This is a genomic window from Bacteroidota bacterium, from assembly GCA_016715425.1.
In the GTDB taxonomy this organism is placed as follows: Bacteria; Bacteroidota; Bacteroidia; order Chitinophagales; family BACL12; genus JADKAC01.
Map to the genome: position 1 here is coordinate 330058 of JADKAC010000001.1, position 24305 is coordinate 354362.

The 24305-nt window shown below is 33.8% G+C and carries 21 protein-coding genes and 1 pseudogene; 8 read left to right on the forward strand and 14 right to left on the reverse strand.

The genetic code is table 11. From position 1 onward, the window contains the following. The first annotated feature begins 108 nt into the window (after positions 1 to 108). Positions 109 to 540, forward strand: coding sequence for an Rrf2 family transcriptional regulator (locus IPN31_01395; protein MBK8680570.1), 432 nt, complete (start codon positions 109 to 111; stop codon positions 538 to 540). 117 nt (positions 541 to 657) lie between these two features. On the opposite strand, the gene IPN31_01400 is transcribed toward IPN31_01395, so the two are convergent. From IPN31_01400 to IPN31_01420, 5 genes are all read right to left on the reverse strand, one after another. Then, a complete protein-coding gene (locus IPN31_01400) occupies positions 658 to 966 on the reverse strand; it encodes a hypothetical protein (protein MBK8680571.1) in 309 nt (102 codons plus the stop codon). Further along, entirely contained in the window at positions 953 to 1753 is an 801-nt protein-coding gene (locus IPN31_01405) for a hypothetical protein (GenBank protein ID MBK8680572.1), read from the reverse strand. The genes IPN31_01400 and IPN31_01405 overlap by 14 nt, the downstream gene beginning before the upstream one ends. A gap of 163 nt (positions 1754 to 1916) precedes the next feature. Next, complete coding sequence (locus IPN31_01410) at positions 1917 to 2417, reverse strand: hypothetical protein (protein MBK8680573.1); 501 nt, start codon at positions 2415 to 2417, stop codon at positions 1917 to 1919. Positions 2418 to 2499: 82 nt separating this feature from the next. Next, positions 2500 to 3390: a T9SS type A sorting domain-containing protein gene (locus tag IPN31_01415; GenBank protein MBK8680574.1), complete on the reverse strand. Its 891-nt coding sequence runs from the start codon at positions 3388 to 3390 to the stop codon at positions 2500 to 2502. A 169-nt stretch (positions 3391 to 3559) separates the two neighbouring features. Then, positions 3560 to 6895: a M1 family metallopeptidase gene (locus IPN31_01420; protein MBK8680575.1), complete on the reverse strand. Its 3336-nt coding sequence runs from the start codon at positions 6893 to 6895 to the stop codon at positions 3560 to 3562. Positions 6896 to 6945: 50 nt separating this feature from the next. Here IPN31_01420 and dprA point away from each other — a divergent pair, with 50 nt between their 5' ends. Then, complete coding sequence (gene dprA, locus IPN31_01425) at positions 6946 to 8046, forward strand: DNA-protecting protein DprA (protein ID MBK8680576.1); 1101 nt, start codon at positions 6946 to 6948, stop codon at positions 8044 to 8046. 48 nt (positions 8047 to 8094) lie between these two features. On the opposite strand, the gene IPN31_01430 is transcribed toward dprA, so the two are convergent. Then, positions 8095 to 8514 (reverse strand): nucleoside-diphosphate kinase, encoded by a 420-nt coding sequence (locus tag IPN31_01430; protein ID MBK8680577.1) that lies wholly within the window; start codon positions 8512 to 8514, stop codon positions 8095 to 8097. A 117-nt stretch (positions 8515 to 8631) separates the two neighbouring features. Here IPN31_01430 and IPN31_01435 point away from each other — a divergent pair, with 117 nt between their 5' ends. The 3 genes and pseudogenes from IPN31_01435 (at position 8632) to IPN31_01445 (ending at position 11299) form a co-directional block, all read left to right on the forward strand. Next, a complete protein-coding gene (locus IPN31_01435) occupies positions 8632 to 9630 on the forward strand; it encodes a DHH family phosphoesterase (protein ID MBK8680578.1) in 999 nt (332 codons plus the stop codon). Between the two features lie 81 nt (positions 9631 to 9711). Continuing rightward, positions 9712 to 10299: a peptidylprolyl isomerase gene (locus IPN31_01440; GenBank protein MBK8680579.1), complete on the forward strand. Its 588-nt coding sequence runs from the start codon at positions 9712 to 9714 to the stop codon at positions 10297 to 10299. A 424-nt stretch (positions 10300 to 10723) separates the two neighbouring features. Further along, positions 10724 to 11299, forward strand: a pseudogene (locus IPN31_01445) (four helix bundle protein). 152 nt (positions 11300 to 11451) lie between these two features. Here IPN31_01445 and IPN31_01450 read toward each other — a convergent pair. From IPN31_01450 to IPN31_01460, 3 genes are all read right to left on the reverse strand, one after another. Then, the gene (locus IPN31_01450) at positions 11452 to 12840 is read right to left on the reverse strand and encodes an MBL fold metallo-hydrolase (protein ID MBK8680580.1); all 1389 of its coding nucleotides are present in this window, start codon (positions 12838 to 12840) and stop codon (positions 11452 to 11454) included. 97 nt (positions 12841 to 12937) lie between these two features. After that, positions 12938 to 14257 (reverse strand): 2-oxo acid dehydrogenase subunit E2, encoded by a 1320-nt coding sequence (locus tag IPN31_01455; protein MBK8680581.1) that lies wholly within the window; start codon positions 14255 to 14257, stop codon positions 12938 to 12940. Positions 14258 to 14305: 48 nt separating this feature from the next. Continuing rightward, positions 14306 to 15562: a CinA family nicotinamide mononucleotide deamidase-related protein gene (locus IPN31_01460; GenBank protein ID MBK8680582.1), complete on the reverse strand. Its 1257-nt coding sequence runs from the start codon at positions 15560 to 15562 to the stop codon at positions 14306 to 14308. 67 nt (positions 15563 to 15629) lie between these two features. Between IPN31_01460 and IPN31_01465 the strand changes: the two genes are divergently transcribed. Then, complete coding sequence (locus tag IPN31_01465; protein MBK8680583.1) at positions 15630 to 16352, forward strand: DUF4197 domain-containing protein; 723 nt, start codon at positions 15630 to 15632, stop codon at positions 16350 to 16352. A 9-nt stretch (positions 16353 to 16361) separates the two neighbouring features. On the opposite strand, the gene IPN31_01470 is transcribed toward IPN31_01465, so the two are convergent. Beyond that, entirely contained in the window at positions 16362 to 17540 is a 1179-nt protein-coding gene (locus tag IPN31_01470) for a hypothetical protein (protein ID MBK8680584.1), read from the reverse strand. Between the two features lie 37 nt (positions 17541 to 17577). Between IPN31_01470 and IPN31_01475 the strand changes: the two genes are divergently transcribed. Next, positions 17578 to 19101, forward strand: coding sequence for a hypothetical protein (locus IPN31_01475; protein ID MBK8680585.1), 1524 nt, complete (start codon positions 17578 to 17580; stop codon positions 19099 to 19101). A 5-nt stretch (positions 19102 to 19106) separates the two neighbouring features. Here IPN31_01475 and IPN31_01480 read toward each other — a convergent pair whose 3' ends face one another. Then, the gene (locus IPN31_01480; GenBank protein ID MBK8680586.1) at positions 19107 to 20903 is read right to left on the reverse strand and encodes a hypothetical protein; all 1797 of its coding nucleotides are present in this window, start codon (positions 20901 to 20903) and stop codon (positions 19107 to 19109) included. Positions 20904 to 21008: 105 nt separating this feature from the next. Between IPN31_01480 and IPN31_01485 the strand changes: the two genes are divergently transcribed. Continuing rightward, the gene (locus tag IPN31_01485) at positions 21009 to 21269 is read left to right on the forward strand and encodes a DNA-binding protein (GenBank protein ID MBK8680587.1); all 261 of its coding nucleotides are present in this window, start codon (positions 21009 to 21011) and stop codon (positions 21267 to 21269) included. 69 nt (positions 21270 to 21338) lie between these two features. Here the strand turns inward: IPN31_01485 and IPN31_01490 are convergent, their stop codons facing one another. The 3 genes from IPN31_01490 to IPN31_01500 are packed head-to-tail and all read right to left on the reverse strand — an operon-like array spanning position 21339 to position 24300. Continuing rightward, a complete protein-coding gene (locus IPN31_01490) occupies positions 21339 to 22457 on the reverse strand; it encodes an ABC transporter permease (protein MBK8680588.1) in 1119 nt (372 codons plus the stop codon). Next, positions 22454 to 23560 (reverse strand): ABC transporter permease, encoded by a 1107-nt coding sequence (locus IPN31_01495; protein MBK8680589.1) that lies wholly within the window; start codon positions 23558 to 23560, stop codon positions 22454 to 22456. The genes IPN31_01490 and IPN31_01495 overlap by 4 nt, the downstream gene beginning before the upstream one ends. Further along, positions 23560 to 24300 carry an ABC transporter ATP-binding protein gene (locus tag IPN31_01500; protein ID MBK8680590.1) on the reverse strand — a complete coding sequence of 247 codons (741 nt, stop codon included), beginning with the start codon at positions 24298 to 24300 and terminating at the stop codon, positions 23560 to 23562. The genes IPN31_01495 and IPN31_01500 overlap by 1 nt, the downstream gene beginning before the upstream one ends. Positions 24301 to 24305 lie beyond the last annotated feature (5 nt).

The window sequence follows — 24305 nt, forward strand, 5'->3', positions numbered from 1 at the left end:
AATTTTAGTCGAACACTTGTATACTTTTTAAAATGGTTACTTACGAATACCAAAGCATAATTATTAATGATTATTATATTTGATTCTTATTTCAATTAAGAACTTACCATGCGCACTCTTTCAAAAGCAACTGTATATTGTCTCCGGGCAATGATTTATATAGCTACTAAAACCGAAAAGGATAAGTACTTTAATATTGGTGATATCTCGCAGGAGTTAGAAATTTCCTACCATTTTTTAACGAAAACATTTCAAACAATTACACAGGCAGGATTACTTACTTCACTGCGTGGTCCTTATGGCGGAATAGCATTAGCAAAACCTGCTGAAGAAATTTTTCTTATTGATATTATTCATGTTTTGGAAGGAAAAAATTTTTTCGATAAATGTTTGCTTGGTCTTCCCGACTGCGGCGCAGCAGATCCTTGTCCGGTTCATAATTTTTGGAAGGATGTAAAGGAATCATTGCAATTGGAATTTGAACAAACTTCACTTGCTGATTTAGCAGAGGGAATTTCTCAAAAGAAAATGCGTATTTAATACTGAATCAAATTCAAGATATACTTTCTTTTTAAAATTGCATTTTTACATAATTCTTTTTTTATCCATACATGATTGCATTCGTGCTCAATTGAAATTATTTCTATTCTATTTTATTCAATCAGTTTTGCAGTTTAATACAAGGTAATTGAAGATTAATTCTTTTTGGGTGCTATTCAATTTAGCCTTCTCTTCCATTTCTTCCACATTTATTTCCCATTGATGTAATGTATATTGTTTTGGCAGATATAATGAATGGCAGGATGCACATTTTGATATATACAAATTGCGTCCGGTAATAAGTGAATCTAAAGAATTACCACTAATAACTTCATCCGCCGCCACAGGCATGTAAAGTGCCGAACTGCATCTTACCAAAAGGAATAAGCCAACAGCAAATAAAAAATAGTACTTAATTAAATGCATAAGAAAATATCAAACGACATTGCAATTTTTCAAATTCTTCAAGATCGAGGTGAGAATTATTTTGTTCTTTAAAAGAAACAATTTGGGGCATCACGGTAAAGTTTGCCCAGAAATTTTTATATACGTAGGAAAATCCGGGGCCTGCATAATAAGCACTATGTTCCCATTCGCCATCTTCAATCACATTGCGATACAAATTTTCAACAGTAATATTCATGCTTGGCGAAATCTGGTAAGCAAAACCAAGACTTATTTCTGCTTTATGTTCTTTTTCCCAATCTGTACCATCAAATTCCGGTTCAGGTTCTAACTCCATTTCATAAATCAAATTGGTGGCAATAGTTAGCTTATCAATTTTTTTATCCAAAATTATTTTGCCTTCTAATTCATATTCTGAAGTACCAATTCCGTATTCAGCATATAGTGCCAGCCCTACAGGATTAGCTACCGGATCTAATAATTTCAATTTCCATTCATTAGAAAAACTAAAGTCGTAGGTTGTGCTCAACGCCATTGCATCCACATCCCCAATTGCTTTTGTTGCTGTTGAAATATTTAAATAAAAGGCGGTTTGCAGTTTTCCTCCCAAACCAATTTCAAATTCAGATCTGTTGTCAAATCTGGAATAGTATTGTTCACGTCCGGTGCGCAGTGTATTCCATATTTCTAATTCCTTTTGACCTTGGTTTAATACACCACTTTGATAAGTATATGTAAATATGCGATCCTGACTATACACAGTAGAAACAGTTAGAATACAAAGTATGATTATAAATAATTGTTTCATTAATATTTTGATTTGTTGGCTGCAAAAGTAGAGATGAGTATAATGGATAGCAATACCTATTTGTAGTGATTCTAAATAAGGAGAGTAAAGAATTGTAAAATGAAAACCTGCCTATTATTAAAAATTGGTGATAAGGTTTTTGGAAGAATTTAGATGCAAGTGATTAATCGAATATTGTTTCACCTTGATGAATAAATGCATTATCCCGCAGTTGTAATAAATTTCCTTTTTTGGATTTTTGTTTTGCAGGCATATCTGTTATTGCACTTGTTCGCAAATTAATTATTTTAATTCCTGTGCTTTGAGAATTTGAATGAGCATAAAAATTATCATACAACACATACTGCAAACTATCGGATTCGAAATACACATAATTTAAATCCAGACCTTCATTTGCAACACCACCACCTCGCAAATAATAGGAATAACTTATCTGTTTCCAACTCATGGAATCATTTGCTGGAAATTCTAAATTAATATTGTGTTTAGTACCGTATCTAAAAATGATATAGGTATTGTTTTCCTCTGTACTAAGAGAAACAACTTTTCCTTCTGTTGTTTTAAAAGAAAGAATTAAATGCTCACCTTCTTTAATATATTCTGCATTAGAAATATTGAAACCAAAAAGATGTAATGAAAAAAATAGAGTAAGTATTAGCTGCATAATTTTTTTTGGGAGTCTATTAGTAAACATTATTTAAATAATGCATGCAATTCTTTAATTTAAATATTGATGGATATTAAGCTTAATTGATTATAAATTTCCCGGCTCCAAAAAATGCATTATTCATTTCTACATTGAAATAATAGAATCCCCTTGCAAGTCCATCCCGGTTTATTCTTAATGGATATTGAGGATTAAATTGAATAGTTCTCAGTCGCATTCCTGCTGAATTATAAATGTATAAATATGCTTGAGAATACTGCGTAGAAAATGCTTGTAAATGAGTTTCGGTACTGAACGGATTTGGATAAAGATTAATAGAATTAAAATTCTCTTCTATGGATTCAATATCTGTCCAATGATAATTGCAATCGCCTTCATATAATGTGGTTACATAATATTGTATTTCGTCTTTTGTTGAGCATAATAAATAATGACTTCCCACTTGATCGTGGTCATCATGATAAGTGATTCCAGCATTACAACCTAATCCTTCTGTGAATTTCAGTTTTTCGTAAATACCACTTACACCTAAGTAGTAATTAAATTGAATAATTTTTTTTGAATCCAAATAATACACAGAATCTACAATAGCATAATTATTATCATCTGATCCTACATAGGTTAGCAAAAAAAATGTATCTGCAATGCTTAAACTCAGATCCATTATTAATATCTCATTTGTGTCCGAAGCATATAAATACCAGGCTTTACCGGTATTAATGTCTTCTCTTATAAAGCCACTTATATAGCTATATATAAATACAGTTTTATAGGTATATCCATTTATAATTGTATCAAATGTGGTATAAAATGAATCAGTTTCCACTGCATCGGGTACTTCGTGAGCAATATTCCATGTTGTAGAATTTTCACCAAAAATGCTTTCGTAAGGTTGTGCATTCACCTTTTGAATTATAATTAGAAGTATAATCAGAATACACTTATTTGATATGGTAAATATTGATTTCATTTATATATTTTAAGTATTTAAAAGTAATACAAAAAAATTTGTATTTACTAAAAGTTGTCTTGACTAGATCTTAATTCTGATTTAGTAAAATATGTAATCTTATAATACTATAAATCAAGAAAGAAATATTACAATGATTTGAATTATTATACAGCAACTATTTCTCTTACTAAAACGCCCTGTTAATTCCAACTACCCATCTCAACTTAAAATAATCTTGTTCTTCAAATGGTGGATGATTTAATAACAATGGAAAATCAATGCGCAATGTCAATGGATTTACAGTTTGTAAAACTCCCCAATCCGTTATGCTAAATGTAGCACCAATTCCGCCATCAATGCGCACAGCAGAAAAAGCATGTGAATTATCTTCTAATTGATACACCATACTTCCTGCGTCGGCAAATACATAAGGTGTCATTTTAATAAATTTCAACAATTTAAAATTGAATAAACGATTAAATGCTAATTCAGCATTTGCTGCTGCTCCACTTGTTCCGGAATACACAAAATATAAATTGCCATCCTTGCCTTCATCCACTACAGTATATCCGTTATATCCTCTTAGATTTAAACCGCCACCCATTTGAAAATGATTCGTAACATCACTATAATCCACCCAATCATTTGGCACCCAACCAGCAGCTCGTGTGAATTTATTTTCTAAATATTCTTCGGGGTTTGCACCTGCCATATATAATTGGGATTCGGGTGCGCTATTATTATTGCTGTATCCTGCTTGTATAAAAAAACGTGTGCGTAAATCAAATTTTCCAAGACGATTATTATTTATTGCTTCCACATTTACACGACCAAATTCCACTTCACTAAATGGTGCATTTGCACGAAGTGATGTAATTATTTTTCCATTGCCAGTAAAGTATTTATAATGATGTTCGTAAGCTAAATTCAATGAACTGTTGTAGGTAGTTCCGAAATGTGTAGTGTCTAGCAGATAAGATTTTTCAGTAGCTTGAAATCCTTTAAGTGCAACCGTAATTTTATTTTGTTGCGACCAGCCAATGCGTTTTTCAATTCCAATGGTACCACCGGCAATGCCATCCATATATTTTGCATTCATGAAGAAATCGCTGTAAGGAATAATGCGATCCGTTGCTGTTTTATAATCTAAGTTAAATGCAAATGGTTGCGCATAATACATTGCTTCATCGTTGTTGTAATTATAAAATCCACCTTGGAATGCAGTTGTATTATACCATGCAGTGAAATTGAAAATGTGCTTGTAATTAAAATAATTTCCGTTGAAATGTACACCTGCTTTTAATCCATCTGTTTCATTAAACCAAAGTTCAGGTCTCCAATATAAACGATAATGATCCGGGTCAGGATAGTTAGCAACTTTAGAATCAAAGCGGGTAATGATTGGACATTTCTTTGCATCATTTAATGCATTGATATCTGCAAGACGATTTGTAGGATCAATAATTACATTTTCTAATTTGCCGGGTACCACCACATTTGCCTTGTAAGTTGTATTTAATTTATCCCAACCATACCATTTTGGTAACACTTGTACAACGTCAAATGCATACGGATTTATTCTTGCATTATCTGCATTGATATTACTACCAGATTTGCCTTGCGGAAAATCTTTTTCCCACCATGTGTTTGGAATATAATAAGAAACAGTATCTGTATTTGTAATCACATCAAAATCCAACGGCATTTGCATACGTCCTATTCTTTTAAATGTAATTTCATATTGATTCAATGGTAAATTCGCATTGGCTAAAGCTTCTGTTGGTTGTATTTTTTTAACACCAGTAATTGCATAATCAATATTTTTAGTTGTCTCCAACCATTGATCAAAAAACCAATTTAAATCCACTCCTGTAAATTGAATAATACTATTGCGAAAATCCTCCGGATATGGATGGCATAAAGTCCATTGAGAAACATAGTGTTGCATTGCTTTTAAAAATAAAGTATCACCCAATACATATTGCAGATTATATAACATAGTTCCTCCTTTATAATACACATTGCCATATCCGCCACCATGTCTGAGTGCACTATTAAAATAATCGGAATGTGTGTTTAAAGGTGAGTCATCAAATCGTGTTGCATCACGCAAATAACCATAATCCAATTCATCAAATTTTATTGGTGTAGGTTCTGAAAATTTTTTCAGATATGAATTACTTTCTTCATATACTATTTTTATATCACCATCAATTTTACGATACACATAAGTGTCGGCAAATTGAGTAAAGCCTTCATCTAAAAAAGCACGATAAGTTTCATTACTACCTATCATTCCAAAAAACCATTGATGACCAACTTCATGAGCCAGTACATCACGATAATACGGATCAAATCCACCATCTAAAGTGAGCATAGGATATTCCATTCCATCCTGTGCATCAGCAACAATTATTTTCGGCCAGATATATTCACCAAAATTTTTAGAGTAGGTTTCTATTAATGCTTTTGTGTAATCCGCTGCATACACCCATCCTGCCGCATGAGGTTCTCGTACTAATGCAATGCAACGCACTAATCTTCCATTCACCATTGCTGCTGTTTCACCAATACGATATGTTGGATCTGCAGTTGCTGCAAAGTCATGCACATTCACTGCATAAAATCTCCATGTTTTTTTATTCCCGGGAATAATTGGAATTATTTCAGAAGGTGGAGACTTCCATTCTTTAGTATAAAAATTGCGAATGTCTAATTGCTTGCGCAAGTTATCAGGCATTACTTCTTCCTGATTTGTTATATATCCAGTTCCATCTACAATATAATGTGCAGGTAATTTTAAATTCACTTCATAAGATCCATAATCACCATAAAATTCACGACCGAGATGCTGATCTGTTGACCATCCGAATTTTTTATCATATACAGCAATTCTTGGATACCAGTGGGTAATATCATAATGCTTATATCCATAACTGTCAAATGATTTCATGCGACGGCGAATGGTGCCATCTCCATAATAGGTTTTGAATTTTATGCGGAATGTAATGCTTCCTTTTGGTTGAATGGGTTCAGAAAGATCTGCCCGTAAAATAGTATTATCCTGAGTTAGTACAACTTGTTTATCCGTTGGGAAACCATTTATAGCAAGTACATGCAAATCTTCAATTTCAGTTCCTAAACCAGCGGCTTCATATTGAGTAAAAGTGGGTTTTATACCATTCACTTTTGTCAATGCATCCAAATAAGAATCCGGTTGAAATGCTTCTTGATATAAATGAAAATAAACAAAAGGCAATGCATCCGGACTATTATTATAATAAGTAAGAATTAATTCGCCATCAATAATATCGGTTGAATCATTCAGCTCTGCATTAATTATATATTGTACATCTTGTTGCCAATATCCTTCGTGTGGCATTTTATTTTTCCAATACCAAGGATTGCCTGCGTCACGATAATGATAGGGTGGTTTGAACGCCTCTGTTGCAATAGTGCCTACTTGTGCAAAAGATTGTGAAATAAAAAGTATAGCGACAAAATAAAATATCCAATTCTTCATTTCTTGTAATTTGTTTTTCAATTATTTTTATCCGTTCAAAAATACAAATCTTGCCGCAGTCAGAACAGTTATATAATGTTGCTTTATCCTTAGTGCCCAATGTGGGTTGTGTTACTGCTAAAAACTTAATTAGTTATTGTGGCAGCGCAGAAAAAGTGTTTAATGTTTCGAAAAAAAAATTATTGACAATACCCGGCGTAGGAGGTGCAATGGCAGAAAGTATTTTACATTTTAAAGAATTTTCACGGGCAGAAAAAGAATTAGAATTTGCAGAAAAAAATAATATCCGAATTCTGGATTTTAATGCAGATGATTATCCTAAACGTTTGCGCAACTGTATAGATGCACCTATGGTGTTATATTATATGGGAAACGCAGAATTAAATGCAACAAAAGTTATCGGAATAGTGGGTACCAGAAATGCAACTGCATATGGAAAACATTTTTGTGATACCTTGATTAAAGAATTACAATCTTATGGAGTTATGATTGTAAGTGGAATGGCGTATGGAATTGATATCGCAGCACATAAAGCTTGTATAAAATATGATGTGCCCACTGTGGGTGTATTTGCACATGGTCTGGATAGAATTTATCCTGCTATACATAAAGATGCTGCAAGAAAAATGATAGATAATGGCGGCTTGCTTACTGAATTTATTACAGGAACAAATCCCGATCGTGAAAATTTTCCGATGCGCAATCGTATTGTTGCCGGTATGATAGATGGATTGATTGTGGTGGAAACAGATAGGGAAGGAGGCAGTATGATTACAGCATCCATTGCATATAATTATAATCGGGATGTGATGGCTGTGCCGGGAAATATTGACAATAAAAATTCCAAGGGTTGTAATTATCTTATCAAAAAAAATAGAGCAGCTTTAATTGAAAATGCTGCTGATGTAGTTGAATTAATGAATTGGGAAATAAATGAACAGAAACATAAAACACAACGTGAATTATTTATTGAATTAGACGCAGAAGAAAAAATAGTGTACGATGTTTTAATTCAACATGGTGAAATGCATGTGGATGAATTAAGTCAGTGCTTACCATTCTCTCCCGGAAAATTAGCCGGATTATTATTGAATCTTGAATTTCAGAATGTCATTATTTCTCTTGCCGGCAAGCGATACAAAACGGCATAAAAAAAGAAGCTGGAGCAGCTTCTTTTTTAAGGGTGACTAGTGGGTGTTTTAATATCTTTCTACTTTGCTGAAATGAAAATCACTTTCAATCATTGCATTCTCATCGCTATCACTTCCATGCACTGCATTTTCTCCAATGCTGCTTGCATATTTTTTTCTTATTGTTCCTTCTTCAGCTTTTGATGGATCTGTTGCGCCAATTAATTTGCGAAAATCTTCAACTGCATTTTCTTTTTCCAATATTGCTGCTACAATTGGTCCATCGCTCATAAACTCCACTAACTCTCCATAAAAAGGACGCTCTTTATGTACTGCATAAAACTCACCTGCTTTTTCTTTACTCAATTGGGTGTATTTCATTGCTCTAATTTTAAATCCTGCTTCATTGATCATGTGTAAAATACCACCGATAGAATTTTTGCGAACTGCATCGGGTTTAATCATGGTTAATGTAATATTTCCTGTCATCTTTATTATTTTTAGTGGGCAAATATAGCTAAACCCATCTCCTGTTTTACTGCTTTGCTTTTCATTTAATAAAAAATTAGTGACCTTTGGCGTCTCTTTATGCTACACCTGCAACCTTTGTTTGATTTATTAAAAACGCCTAAGCGCATTGTTCTAATTGCGCATTCCAGACCTGATGCGGATGCAATGGGTGCTTGCCTTGGTCTTAAACTTTACTTTGAAAGAACAGGACATATTGCGGATGTGATTGTGCCTGATGATTTTCCGCACTTTCTCGATTGGATGACCGGAGCAGATAAAGCATGGGTGCATCAAAAAAAATCTAAAACATGTTTTGCTATTTTATCGCAGAGCGAAATTATCTTTTGTTGTGATTTTAATTCATTAAAACGTATTGACAGATTAGGTCAGGATGTGGAGAAAATGAACCAGGCAATTATGGTTATGATAGATCATCATCAGGATCCAGATCATTTTGCAAATTTTGAATTGTGGGACGATAATGCGAGCTCCACGTGCGAATTGATTTATTATTTTATTGCAGCCGCCGGTGATGAAGAATTGATTGACGCAGAATTAGGAGCAGTTTTATATGCGGGTATAGCAATGGATACCGGTGTATTTCAATATTCCAACACAACCCCGAAAGTGCATATTCTGGCAGCAAATTTGATTAGCAAGGGCGTGCATATAGAAACCATTCACAATAATCTTTTTAATCAATACAAAGAAAATAGATTGCGATTTATTGGCTATTTACTTTCACAAAAATTGGAAGTACTGGCAGAAGAGCGCACTGCCTTTATGAGTATTACCATGAAAGAAGCAGAAGAATATAAATTGGGAACAGGAGATAAAGAAGGTATTGTGAATATGCCGCTTACAATGAAAAATATAGACATCGCTATTTTATTTACAGAAGATAGAGACAAAATAAAAATTTCTTTCCGCAGTAAAGGAGATGTGAATGTGGATGCATTTGCAAGAACTTATTTTAATGGCGGTGGTCATATAAATGCATCGGGAGGATCAAGTACAAAAAACCTAGAAGAAACACTTGTTTATCTCAAAGAAGTATTACCCATATTCATCAACAATAAAACAGAATTAAATTAGTTTTCTAACACTTAATAAAAATCAAAAAAAATGAAGTACAAATTTTTTATTTTAACATTGTTAATATCAACAGCAGGAATTATGTCAGCACAAACAGAAAATGACCCAACCAAAGATTTACCTGATGGCTTATACGCCAATATGCAAACCAGTAAAGGCGATATTTTGCTTTATCTGGAATATCAAAAAACTCCACTCACAGTAGCAAATTTTGTAGGGTTAGCAGAAGGTAAAATTGAAAACACAGCAAAGCCTTTAGGAACACCTTATTATGATGGATTAAAATTCCATCGTGTAATTGCAGATTTTATGATTCAGGGTGGAGACCCTTCAGGAAATGGTTCAGGTGGTCCCGGTTATAAATTCAAAGATGAATTTCGCACGGATTTAAAACACGACAAACCCGGTACTTTATCTATGGCTAATGCAGGAGCTTTTACTAACGGAAGTCAGTTTTTTATTACGCATAAAGAAACACCTTGGTTAGATGGAAAGCATTCTATATTCGGACATGTAGTAAGCGGACAAGATGTGGTGAATGCAATTGCGCAAGGTGATACAATTACACATATTGAAATTATCCGCAAAGGAAAAGATGTAAAAAAATATGATCCGGTTCCAATCTTCGATGCAGCAAAAGCAGCCGGTGATGTGAAGATGGGTAATTAAATCTATTAATAATATTTAATACAAAAGCCATTGTGAAAGCAGTGGCTTTTTTTTTGACAATGAAAAAAAAAACTCAGACGATTGACTTTGACATTGACAAAAAAAACTCATCACTCATCACTGATTAAGAACTACTGATTACTGATTATTTATAAATGATTTTTGTTTTTAATTGGTTGTGGCTTAAACCGAAAAGTATTACAACAAGTAGGCTTTAAACCACTCATTCAAGGAGTAATATTATGGGTATTAATTTCAGCAACTGCGCTATGGGTTATAATGAATTTGGCTGCTTGAGATATAGTATTTTGCGATAGCAATAAACAGAGATTTATAGAATAAAGAAAGACTGTGTTTTGTATATTTGAGAGCGATTGTTTACCGAAAGTCACCAAAGTCTTATAAGTCCCAAAAAAATATTACAATGGAAGAAAAGAATAATAACAGCAATGGGTTTATTCCCTTACATTGAGGTTACCAAAATTTATTAACTTATCAAAAATCGGAAATCATTTATGATGGAACGGTTTATTTTACTAAGAGATTTTTTCAAAAGTATAATCGAACCATTGATCAGATGGTTCAGGCAGCAAGGAGTGGTAAACAGAATATTGCTGAGGCCAGTATGGCATCGGCAACTTCAAAGGAAACAGAAATAAAATTGACAAATGTTGCACGGGCAAGTTTAGAAGAGTTGATGATTGATTATAAAGATTTTTTAAGAACTAACAAACTAAAACTTTGGGAAAAAGAACACAAACTTGTAACCCGTTTTCGAGAATTGAACAGAACTCCAAATGCTACTTATGAAACTTACATTAAAGCAATTGAAAATCCTGAACCAGAAATTTGTGCTAATTCTATGATATGCCTTATAAATATTGTGAGTTATCTTTTAAGTCAACAGATGAAAGCATTGGAGAAAGCATTTTTAGAAGAAGGTGGTTTAAGAGAAAGAATGACTAAAGCTAGAATTGAAATGAGAAATAAAAAAAGGTAATATTATGTGGGACACGTTAGAACACTTGGGACAAGTTATCGATTTTAATAAGAAATATTGGAAATGATAACAAGCAATTATCTACATCTCCCCAAAAAAAAATCCACTGCTTTCACAATAGATTTATTAATTTATTTTCTAAAAATATTTATTTAAACTACTTCTATTACACTTGCTTCTTTCGGCAAATCTGTATTTTGCAGGGCATTATATCCGCCGGTAACATTTATAAAATTTGACTTACCATTTTTCTTTAAAATAGAGGATGCTATCATCGAACGATATCCTGCTGCACAATGCATAATGTAGGTACAATCAGAATCTAATTCACCCATTCTATTTTCAATTTGATTTAATTCAATATTTATTGCGCCATCTATATGCGAAGTTTCATATTCACCCGGCTTGCGTGCATCCAAAATTTTATAGCCCGGTTTATTGTAATAATTTTTTACTTCTTCGGCATGAATTGATTTTACTTTATCAATAGTTTTTCCTGCATTTTTCCAACTTTCAATACCTCCATTTAACACACCTTCCACATGCTCATATCCCACCCGAGCTAATCGCAAAATAGATTCTTCTTCTTTGCCCGGAGCGGTTACTACTAAAATTGGTTTATGAATATCTACCAAAGAACCTACCCATACTGCAAACATGCCATCTAAACCAATATTTAAACTGCCGGGTATAAATCCTTTTTCAAATTCATCTGCTACTCTCGTATCTAATATTATTGCATGATCTATTGCGTCTTCAAATTCTGCAACTGTCAATAGACTTGTGTTGCGTTTCATCACATCATCAATGGCATCATATCCTTTTTTATTAATTGCTGCATCTTTAAAAAAATATGCAGGTGGTGCAGATAAACCTTCTGTAACTTTTAAAATAAAATTTTCACGACTCATCGGCTGCAATGCGTAATTTGTTTTTTTCTGAATACCGATAGTTGAATATGTTTCTGCACCCATACTTTTTCCGCAGGCACTTCCCGGACCATGCGCAGGATACATGATTACATCATCAGCTAACACTTTAATTTTATTATTTAAAGAATCATACATCATGTTTGCTAATTCTTCTTTGGTCATATAACCATCCAGTAAATCAGGACGACCAACATCACCAACAAATAAAGTATCACCGGTAAAAATGCTGTGAGGTTTTCCGTTTTCATCAGATAATAAATAACATGAAGATTCTAAAGTATGTCCAGGTGTATGCAGCACTTTAAAAGTAATTGCACCCAATTTAAATTCTTCTCCATCCTTTGCATTATACACAGAATATTCTGTTGCAGCTTCGGGACCGTAAACAATTGTTGCACCGGTTTTTCTTGCAAGATCTATATGTCCGGAAACAAAGTCTGCATGAAAGTGTGTTTCAAAAACATATTTAATTTTTGCTCCACGGCTTTTTGCTTTTTCAATATATGGATCTGTTTCACGCAATGGATCAATCACTGCTGCTTCACCATTACTTTCAATATAATATGCCGCTGCTGCTAAGCAATTCGTGTACATTTGTTCTATATACATAATGTTGTCTTTTTTTATTTCTGAATACTCAGGTAAAGATGCACATGCAAATTAAAATGTTCAGTGACTATTGTTGCAATAGTTTATAAATTCCAAATTACACTTCTCTGGAAATATCAAAATTTTCCAATAGTTGACCGACACGAGTTAAGAAAGTACTTCCCAACATACCATCAACTACACGATGATCATAACTCATGCTCATATACATCATGTGGCGAATTGCAATCACATCGCCTTGTGGTGTTTCTAATACTACCGGACGCTTTTTTATTGCGCCTACTGCAAGTATTGCCACCTGTGGTTGATTGATTACTGGAGTACCCATAATGCTGCCGAATGTACCCACATTGGTAAGTGTGAATGTGCCATCCTGAATTTCTTCGGGTTTTAATTTATTGATACGGGCACGACTTGCATAATCATTTACAGCAGCAGTTAGTCCTACCAGATTCATGCGGTCTGCATTTTTAATTACAGGCACAATTAAATTTCCAGAAGGCAATGCCGCTGCCATTCCGATATTGATATCTTTTTTATAAATAAGATTATAACCATCCACTGAAATATTTATTCCTGGAAATTCTTTTATCGCTTTTACAATTGCTTCGATAAAAATTGGAGTGAACGTAATTTTTTGACCTTCACGTTTTTCGAATTTAGATTTAATATTGTTTCTCCAGTTTACAATATTGGTCATATCAACTTCCATAAAAGAAGTAACATGAGCGGATGTACGTTTACTCATCACCATGTGATCGGCAATTAATTTGCGCATGCGATCCATTTCTACAATTTCAACATTACCACTTGAAGCAGTTGAAGATGATTTAGAAACAGTTTCTTTCACCACCGGTTTTTCTGCAACTTGAGTCTGCACCGGAGTAGAAGTTACAGGTTGAGAATCTTTATTTTTTACATAATTCAGTATATCCGATTTTGTAACTCTTTCATCTTTTCCTGTACCATTAATTGCTTCTAGTTCCGTCATTGATATTCCTTCACTACGAGCAATATTTAAAACCAGCGGAGAATAAAATTTATCGGCAGAACCATTCGAAGAATTTGTATTTGTTTGTTGCACAGCAGGTTTAATTTCCGCTTGCACAGCCACTTGTTTTTCTGCTGTTTCAGTAACAGGTTCTTGTTGTTTTACAGGTGGAGCAATGGCATCGCCACCACTATTAATTACTGCAATAGTTTTTCCTACTTCCACAACATCACCTTCATTATATAATAGTTTTGAAATGGTGCCGGCAAAAGGAGAGGGCACTTCACTATCCACTTTATCCGTTGCAATTTCCAAAACAGGTTCATCCAATTCAACAGAATCTCCTTCTTTTTTCAGCCACTTTAATATCGTAGCTTCCATTATACTTTCACCCATTTTCGGCATTATAAGATCTGACTGCGCCATTATTTCTATTTTTTAATTAGGAAATGATTATGCTCAAAGTTAAACTGTTTAGGCCTGTTTTTCAAGATGCTTCTGTAACATCATGCGTAATTCGTGCAAGGCAAACATGCAGGTGTATTCAATATTTACAGGTCTGTCGTTGGCAAATAAAAACTTTTTTATAACGATATCTCCTTTTCCTGCAACTCCGATAAATACAGTTCCCACTGGTTTATCTTCTGTTCCGCCTCCGGGTCCGGCAATTCCTGAGGTAGCAATTACATAATCTGATTTTAAGATTTTTAATCCACCTTTCAGCATTTCACGAATAGCTTCTTCGCTTACTGCGCCATATTCGTTTAATATGTTTTGTGATACGCCGAGAATAGTTGTTTTTATATCGTTGTGATATGCGACAATACTTCCCAAATAATAATCAGAACTTCCGGGAACAGAAATTATTTTTCTTGCAATTGAACCTCCTGTGCAACTTTCAGTAGTACCTAATGTAGCAGATAATTGATTCAACATACTTCCGATTTTTTCTTCCATTGTTTCAGCGCTTACACTAAATACTTTATCGCCAAGTCGTTTTATAATTGCATCCACAAATGGTTGTGTAGTTGTTTGCAAGACAGCATAATTTTTTCCTCTTGCTGTTAAGCGCAACTTTACAATTCCCGGTGATGGTAAATAGGCAAGACCAATTGCATCCGGCAAACTATCTTCTATATCTGCAATTTTTTCTGAGAGCCATGATTCACCAATACCGGAAGTCATAATATGAATATTGTAAATTGCAGGTAATTCAAAACGTGATTGCAAAAGTGGTATAACAGAATCCTTCACCATCGCCTGCATTTCATAAGGCACACCCGGCATTGAAATAATAATAGAATTATCTTTTTCGAACCACATTCCGGGAGCTGTGCCCATATTATTTTTTACAACAGTGCATGCAGCCGGAACCATTGCCTGTTGTTTATTTAATTCTGTTAAGGTCAATCCTCTTTTTGCAAATCGCTTTTCAATAAATTCTAATACTTCAGAATTCATTATTAATTCAGAGTTAAAATAATCTGCGAGTGTATGTTTTGTGATATCATCTTTTGTGGGACCTAGTCCGCCGGTAATAAGTATCAGTGGAAATTTGCCGATATAATTTTCTAAAGATTCAAGAATATGTTGACGTTTATCAGAAATGGTAATTTTCTCACGCAAAGAAATACCAATCAATGCAAGTTCTTTACCGATAAAAGCAGAGTTGGTATCAATGGTAGTTCCGTTTAATATTTCATCACCTATAGTAATTATTGCAATGTCCATTTTCTTTTTTCGTAAAATTAGTCGGGCAATTTATATTTTTGATAAATTCATTTTAATAAAACTAATTATGTATAAAATTGGAATAGTGATATTGTTGGCTGTGTTTTCGGTGCAGTCTTCTTGTGATCCTGCTGTAATGCAACAGGTGATAGATACAGTTTTGGTAGTTACTCCCACAGATTCAGAAGTGGCGAATGGATTGAAAGAAGCATTGGTGCAAGGAGCAACTAACGGCAGTGAAACGCTATCGAAAGTGGATGGTTATTTTGCCAATGCATTAGTAAAAATATTATTTCCTCCGGAAGCTCAAAAAGTGGAAACTACATTGCGCAGTATTGGAATGGGAAAATTATGTGATGATGTAATCTTGTCTGTAAATCGTGCTGCGGAATCTGCGGCAGTGGAAGCAAAAGCGATTTTAATAAATTCAGCAAGACAAATGACAGTGAGTGATGCAATGGGTATTTTGTTTGGAGCTAACGATGCAGCTACACAATATTTTGAACGCACTTCAACTGCTCAACTTATTGAAAAATTTACACCTGTAATTGATAAATCTCTGAAGAGTGTAAATGCAACAAAGTATTGGGCAGATGCTATTAATTATTACAATCAAATTCCTCTTGTGGAAGATTTGAATCCTGACTTAACCGCTTATGTTACAGAAAAAGCATTGGATGGTTTATTTACAACGATTGCGCAAGAAGAATTAAAAATCCGTACAAATATTAATAGTCGTGAATCACAAATTGTGAAAGAAATATTTGCCTATTACGATGCAAATAAATAACACATATTTTCAATCGAAACTGAAATATTTATATTCATTTTCTTTAATGGAATAAATAATTGCGTGATTATTTAAATCATAACTGCGGATAATATCTTTACTCACTTCGTAGCGTTGACCTTTGTAAAAAGCTATCAACCGATTATCTAAATCTGTATAACACACGATATCTCTGTCTGCCATAATATTGCCGGGTGTGTAGCTTTCCACTACATAAAATTCACCATCATAAAATACATTCAGAAAACCATTGAGATCAATAAACCATGCGACATTATCTACCACATCATAATGTTTCGGTACTGCATTGGAGGCTTCGAATACTTCGCCTTTATAAAACATTTGCAGATAATTCATTTCATCAATATACATTACCATATCATCGCCGGCAATAAATAAGGGTAAAAAATCAAAACGAGGATGTACTATCGTACCGAAACAAAATAAATCCGTATCATAATTATTGGTGATGTCAGTAGTATTATCTCCTTGTCTGCAAATCAATTCACTGATATTAAAAAGATCATACACTTTGCCTGCATAGAAAATTTTAAATTCACGATAGCTATCTATGTATGCAGCAATATTTCCACCCAACTTTAAACTCGCAGGTATAGTGTTGTCAATTTGAGTTAGTGTATTGTGATAAAATAACTGGATGAAATTACTATTATCAACAAAGGCAAGCATGTTTTTTCCGGTGGCCATAAATCTTATAGGCAATCTGCTTAATAATGTTTCTTCACCATTCCAGAACACAGAATAAAATCCATTGATATCATGATAAGCTGCTATGCTATCAGAAACACTGTAACCGTATTGACTGATATTTCCAAGCGTCCATTTCTTTTGTCCATCGTACATACCAATCATATCACCCACACCATAATATAAATAGTAATCGGTGTTTTTATAAAATGCTTTTACTACAATATCTAAACTTACCTTGCTTTCGGCATTTACAAAATTGAGTAAGCTGCTATTGTCTACATAAGCAATTCCTGCATTAGAATTTTGATAAGAGAGTATTGGCAGATTTTCAATTTGTTCCGGGTATCCATTTTTGAAAACAAAGTACCGTCCTCTCACATCCATATAACCCAACACATTTTGGGAAAGAGTTACACAGGGATAAAATAAAAATCCTGTAAAGAATATTATTAGAATACATTTGCAAATCTTTGGCATGATTATGTTAAAATTTGTATAAAAATATCCATAACAAATGAATTCTATTTTATCTGTATTTATTTTATCTGCATTCTTTAGTATTAGAGTGTTTGCGCAATCCACAGATGTTTCAACTTTGGAACCCATTAATGAACTTGGTAAAGGTGAGTATAAGGGATACACCGGTGGTTTATATCCCAATGGCAGCAATACGATGCCATCGGCTTTTTATACTGATGCAATAGCCGCAGCCTCTGCTGTTCAACCATTGGATTCAAAGGGTAATCCATCTGCAAATGGAAAGGTTGGTTTAATTTCAATTGGACCTTCCACAGTTTTTATGTTCAGTGAAGATTTGGCAACAAAGATTACCAGAGTCCCAGGCATAAATCCAAAAATAACTTTTATTAATGGTGGTGTACCGGCACAGGATCTAAATAAAATTCATGATCAACAAGCTAAATATTGGGTGAATGTAGAAAGTCGTGTGGCTCAAGCCGGATTAACAAATGCACAAATACAAGTAGCTTGGGTGCAGGAAGATGACTTGCGCAATACAACCTCTGCATTTCCTGAAAGAGCTAATATGCTGGTGGATGAATTTACTTATTTATTTCAGCAGTTGAAAATACGTTATCCCAATCTTCAAATTATATATCTTACCGGTCGTCATACAACGGAATATATGCCAAACGATGCCAAGGATAAACATCAGGAGCCACGTGCTTATTATAATGGATGGGCGATGAAATGGTTGATAGAACAGCAAATTAATGGCAGCAACGAATTGAGTTATAAAGGAAGTTCTCCAAAAGTACCTTTACTTATGTGGGGACCTTATTTCTGGACTCAAGGTTCAAAAACCCGTGATGATGGTTATGAGTTTAAACCCGATATGGTGAATGAAGATGGAGTACATCCCAACGCCAATGGAAAATCAAAAGTGGCTAATGATTTATTGAGTTTTTGGCAGCAAGATCCCATATCTCAAATATGGTTTTACGGTACTGGTGCTGTGCCACCTGCGATAACTTATTTCCAGATAAATGTCGGTAATAATCTTCTCACAAAAATTGATGAGAAAACTATTTCAGGGAATTTGAAATTGATGATTTTAAAAGATACAGTGGTTACAGTAGATCAATCCTATAGTCATAAAAATTTAGAAATAAATGTAAAAAATTTAGGAGCCGGGTCATGGAAATATATTGTAATGGATGATACCGGAATAAAATTGAATGGTGAATTTGCTACTGATGCTCAGGGAAATCTTTTAGGTGGCGCAATAGCTACTACCAATACAAATGTTATTGCTGATAATTCTTCACCTGCCTGGATAATAAATGGAAAAGATAGATTATCAAAACTTCAAAGATTTTTTGGTGATGACAGAGAAATAAAAATGGAAATATCCGACCACAACAAAAAAGTGGTGATGTCAATGGAGGATGTTTTACATCAACATGTAGATGTAAATGAATTAGTGGAGCCGGGAAAATATTGTATTAAGTTTTATGAAAAAGACGGAACATTCATTGATACAACTGAAGTGATTCCTGAATTGGTAAAAATTAAATAATTCAATCAGTCGTAAGCCTTAACTTGAATATTATCAATTAATAAAGTGTATCTGCTGCCGAGATTCATAACTGCAATTTCAATTGAATTGAAATTCTTTTTAGGAATCTCGGCATCAAAATATACTTCCACCCAATAGCCTCCATCTGCAATTCTCTGGATACGAACAAAGTTGGTTTTTACTTTTGTATCTCCGTCTTTAAACCATACTGCAATCTGATCGGCTTTCCATAAGTCCCATTCTTTTTTATCTAAGAAACACATCATTGAAATATGTAGCCATTTATATGTATCTATTTCCTGTTTTGAAATTGTGAAATTGTAAAAGGAAAATTCTGAATTAATTATCCGTGCATGATTGCCCGGGTTAAAAATATCTTCCGCAATGGCAAATGAATCTTCTTCAAATTGTATTTGACAAATTAATTCAGAGTTGCCTATTGGTTCTTTGTTTATATCTACTTTATCTAAAAGGAGTTTGTCCTGTTTAGTAATTTTTGTACTATAAAATGTTTTCCAGAAATATGCACGGTTCATATTTTCTGCTTCAAAAATTCCAATTGGTGCATGTGCCTGCCAGGTAAGAAACAGATTAAAAGAAACACTGTAAATAATAAATGCAGTTGCAATAATTTTCCAAAATAATTTTGCACGTAATAATGATTCAATTGTAGCCGCTAAAGGAAATATCAGCACCGCATAAGATTGCACCAAAGCTCGTTGACCAAGGCTACCACCATACCACCAAATTTCCCAACTGGCAACTATCCAAAGTGTAAGTATAAAATAAAGGAAACAAGACCAGAAGATATCACGATGTTTTTTCCAAAGAATCACAAAGCCGGGAATTATAAAAAGCATTAACGGAGTATATACCAACCAGCCTTTGCGAAAGGTGAATAATACTTCGTAAAAAAACGGATGTTTAAAATCAAAGCCTTGTTCGCCATAAGAATATTCAATGAAATTACCACTGGTATATTTCCAATACAATAATTGAATACTGATTATAGCAAAGGAGGATAATATTGCAAAAATTATTTTGATAATATGTTGTCTGAAAAACTGCAATCGCTGCATGAAACTTTTGTTATCAAACACTCCCCAAAAGATTGGTATAATACAAATAACTATTTCTGATGGTCGTGTAATTGTTGCTAATCCTATAAGTGCTCCAATGAAAATTGCAGTAATAATTCTTGGTGATTTATAAAATGAAATAACGAGCCAAAGCAAGATGCTGAAAAGGGTAAATAACAAGGAATGCGTCATTGCATTATCTATGGAAGCATAGTTAAGATAATTAGTGCCAATAATTAAAAGTAGTATAGTAATCGCAGTAACCTTATCATTAAATTTATGCAGCAATACTTTTCTGGCGAATAATAATCCTATTAACACATACAACAAACATCCCCAACTCAATGCTGTCTGATACGGTTTAGAAAATCCATCCGCAGGAATATCATTTGCTTTTGCATACACATGTGCCACAGTAAACCAAGGCAGATACATAATCGCTGCACCTGCAGGATATTTCATAATCTTATTTCCAGAGGTGGATTCATAATTCGGGAAACTATTTCCCAATTTATATTTTGCAAAAACTGAATCCTGAAATTGAAGTTGCAATAGATCCTTATAAATAAATATTGCAGGTAAATATTCATAATAACCCGCAACATCATAACCAATCGTGCTTTCATTACCGCTTTGTTGCCATTTAGGATAATAAAAAAGCGAGATCGCCAAAATAATTAACCAGCCGAAACATACTGTGGCAAGCGAATAGCGATTTTTCATGCCCCGAAGTTGAAAAAAAATGATTAAAAAATTTTGAGTTAATACAAATCTTCCCTAAACTTATGTGCGCTTTTTACTAATTATTAACTATTTAAATAGAATATTATGGTAATTACTTTTGATGAACTTAGACACATTAAGGATACATTGCCTCATGGCAGTATGGAACGTATTGCTCACGAGCTTAACCTTAATGTGGACACGGTGCGAAATTATTTCGGTGCTGAGCATTTTGAAGGCCCTGATAAAATTGCAGATGTACATTTTGAAAAGGGGACTAGCGGGGGAGTAGTGAGGTTAGAGGATACACAAATTTTAGAATGTGCAAAGAAAATCCTAACGGAACACAACTTACATTTTTCTTGATTTTTTCTATGATTATTAAAAGCCCTTTTATCATATTAGATAGAAGGGCTTTTTTGTTTAATATAATTACTACACTCGTTTTTGATAAGCTAATATTGCCCAGATATTAAATACAACAGCCATGATTCCTATGATTAAAAAATTATAAGAGATTTCATTAAAGTTGCTTCCTTTCATCACTATCATGCGCATTACTTTTATAAAATAAGTTACCGGATTAAAACGTGTAATTACTTGTGCCCAATACGGCATACTGTCAATGGATGTGTAAAGTCCTCCCATTAATATAAAAATCATCATAAAGAAAAAGGAAATAAACATTGCTTGCTGTTGTGATTCGGCAAATGTAGAAATGAGTAAACCAATTCCTAATAATGCAAACAGATACACGGCAGCAAATGCATAAATTAATAATAAGCTGCCTTCAGGAATTATCCCATAAATAAACCTTGAAATGATAAGTCCGATTGTGAGTACAACTATACCAATAATCCAGAATGGAATTAATTTGCCTAAAATGAATTGATATTTTTTTATGGGCGATACATTTATTTGTTCTATTGTCCCCACTTCTTTTTCCTGCACAATATTCAACGCAGTCATAATACTTGCAACAAGTGTAAGAAGCAACACAAGAATGCCTGGCACCATAAATACAATATAACTCATGTGCGGATTATACCAATTGGAATAAGTGATGTCAATCATTGGTGTTGAAGGGAATTTTGATTGCTGATAAAAATCCTCTCGTATATTGTTATTAAACTGATTAATTAGATTGCCGGCATACGCTGCACCGATATTCCCTTTAGCTCCATTCACCGCATTTACAGCAAGTAATATCTGACTATTATTATCTCGTATTAAATCACGTTCAAAATGTGCAGGAATTTCTAAAATAATATCTGCTTCATCTTTTTCCAATGTTTTCATTGCTTCAGAATATCCCGGCGCATAATCTACAAGTCTGAAATAATCGGATGCTTCTAATTTCAGAATTAATTGTTGTGAATAAGTAGAATGATCATTGTCCACCACACTCACATTTACATTTTTCACTTCATAATCCGCAGCTAAGGGAAGAATAATTAATTGCATTATCGGCATAATAAATATCATGCGGACAATAGCGGGATTGCGTCGTATCTGAGCGAATTCTTTTCTTAATATGAATAACAAAATTCTCATTCCAATCGTATTTTAAAATTGCGCCAGCTCACTATTAAAAAAAACAAAGTCATTCCTGTGAGTATCATCATTTCTTTCCAGATACTTTGAATGCCAAGTCCTTTTATCATTACATCTTTTATAATTATAAAAAACCATTTGGTGGGAATGATATTCGAAAAAATTTGCAGTGGCATCGGCATGTTTTCAATAGGAAACATAAAACCACTGAGAAGGAGTGTAGGCAACATTAAACCAACTAATGAAATAAACATCGCTACCTGCATGGAGTTGGTAATATTTGAAATCATTAATCCCAAAGAAATTGCAGTGGTAATAAATAATAAACACACACCAAACAACAGCAATAAATCACCTTTAATCGGCAACTCAAGTACTGTTACACTTAACAATAAAATGGTGAGTACATTAATGAAAGAAATAATAATATATGGAACTGCTTTGCTTAAAATTAATACCATCGGTTTCAGTGGAGAAGCAAGAATAACTTCCATTGTATTTAATTCTTTTTCACGCACAATTGCAATGGATGTCATCATCGCAGAAATAAGTAATAAGATCATTCCCATTACGCCGGGAACAAAAATAAATGCACCTTTTAATTGCGGATTATAAATCATGCGAATTTCAGGTGTAATCGTCATCGGTGCTGCAACCGCTGTATTCATGTTTTTCATGAAGTCCTGCACAATATTGCTTGCATACACAACCACGGTAGTTGCGGTATTCGGATCTGTGGCATCTGCTATTAATTGTAATTGGGTATAATTATTTTGCGACAATTGTTCGTTAAAATTTTCCGGAAAAATTACGGCAAGTGTAATGTTATCTTTTGCAAAAGCATCATTAATTTCTTGTTGTGATTTTGCTAATAAACTCACTTCAAAATATTTGCTTGCATCCAATTGTTGAATCAATGTTGCAGTCTGCACATCTTTCGATAAATCCAGTACTCCGATTTTTGTATTTTTTATTTCGTTGGTAAGTGCAAATCCGAAAATAAGTATTTGCACAATCGGCAAAGCAAATATGATGAGCAGCGACTTGCGGTCACGAAAAATGTGAAGGAATTCTTTGCGTACAAAAATTATAAATTGCTGCATCAGTCTGCTATTCTTGTTGCTTGTCTGGCAAGTTGAGTAAATATGTCATCAATAGATTTTCCACCATACGCCGCTTTCAGTTTGGTGGGTGTATCTAAAGCTGCAATGTGTCCATCCACCATAATTGAAACACGGTTGCAATATTCTGCTTCATCCATATAATGTGTGGTTACAAAAATTGTAATACCTCTGTGTGAAGCTTCATAAATCATCTCCCAAAATTTACGGCGTGTTATTGGATCAACACCACCAGTTGGTTCATCTAAAAAAACAATTTTCGGATTATGAATTATTGCAATTGAAAATGCGAGTTTTTGTTTCCAGCCAAGTGGTAATGATTTTACTAAACTTCTTTTTTCAGAATGTAATTCAAGATCATTCATCAAAGTTTCAGTGCGCTCTTTTAATTGCTTATTACTCAATCCATAAATACCGCCAAAAAATCGAATATTTTCCAGCACTGTCAGATCTTCATATAATGAAAACCGCTGACTCATATAACCGATATTTTTTTTAATTAACTCAGTTTGTTTATATACATCAAAACCTGCAACACTTGCTTTTCCCGATGTGGGTTTCCAAATACCAATCAGCATTTTCATAGCGGTAGTTTTGCCCGCACCATTCGCACCCAGAAAACCAAATATTTCACCTTTGCCCACTTCAAAAGAAATGGAATCTACTGCAGTGAATGCACCAAATTTTTTAGTAAGATTTTCTGTGATAATTACTTGTTCCATTTTTT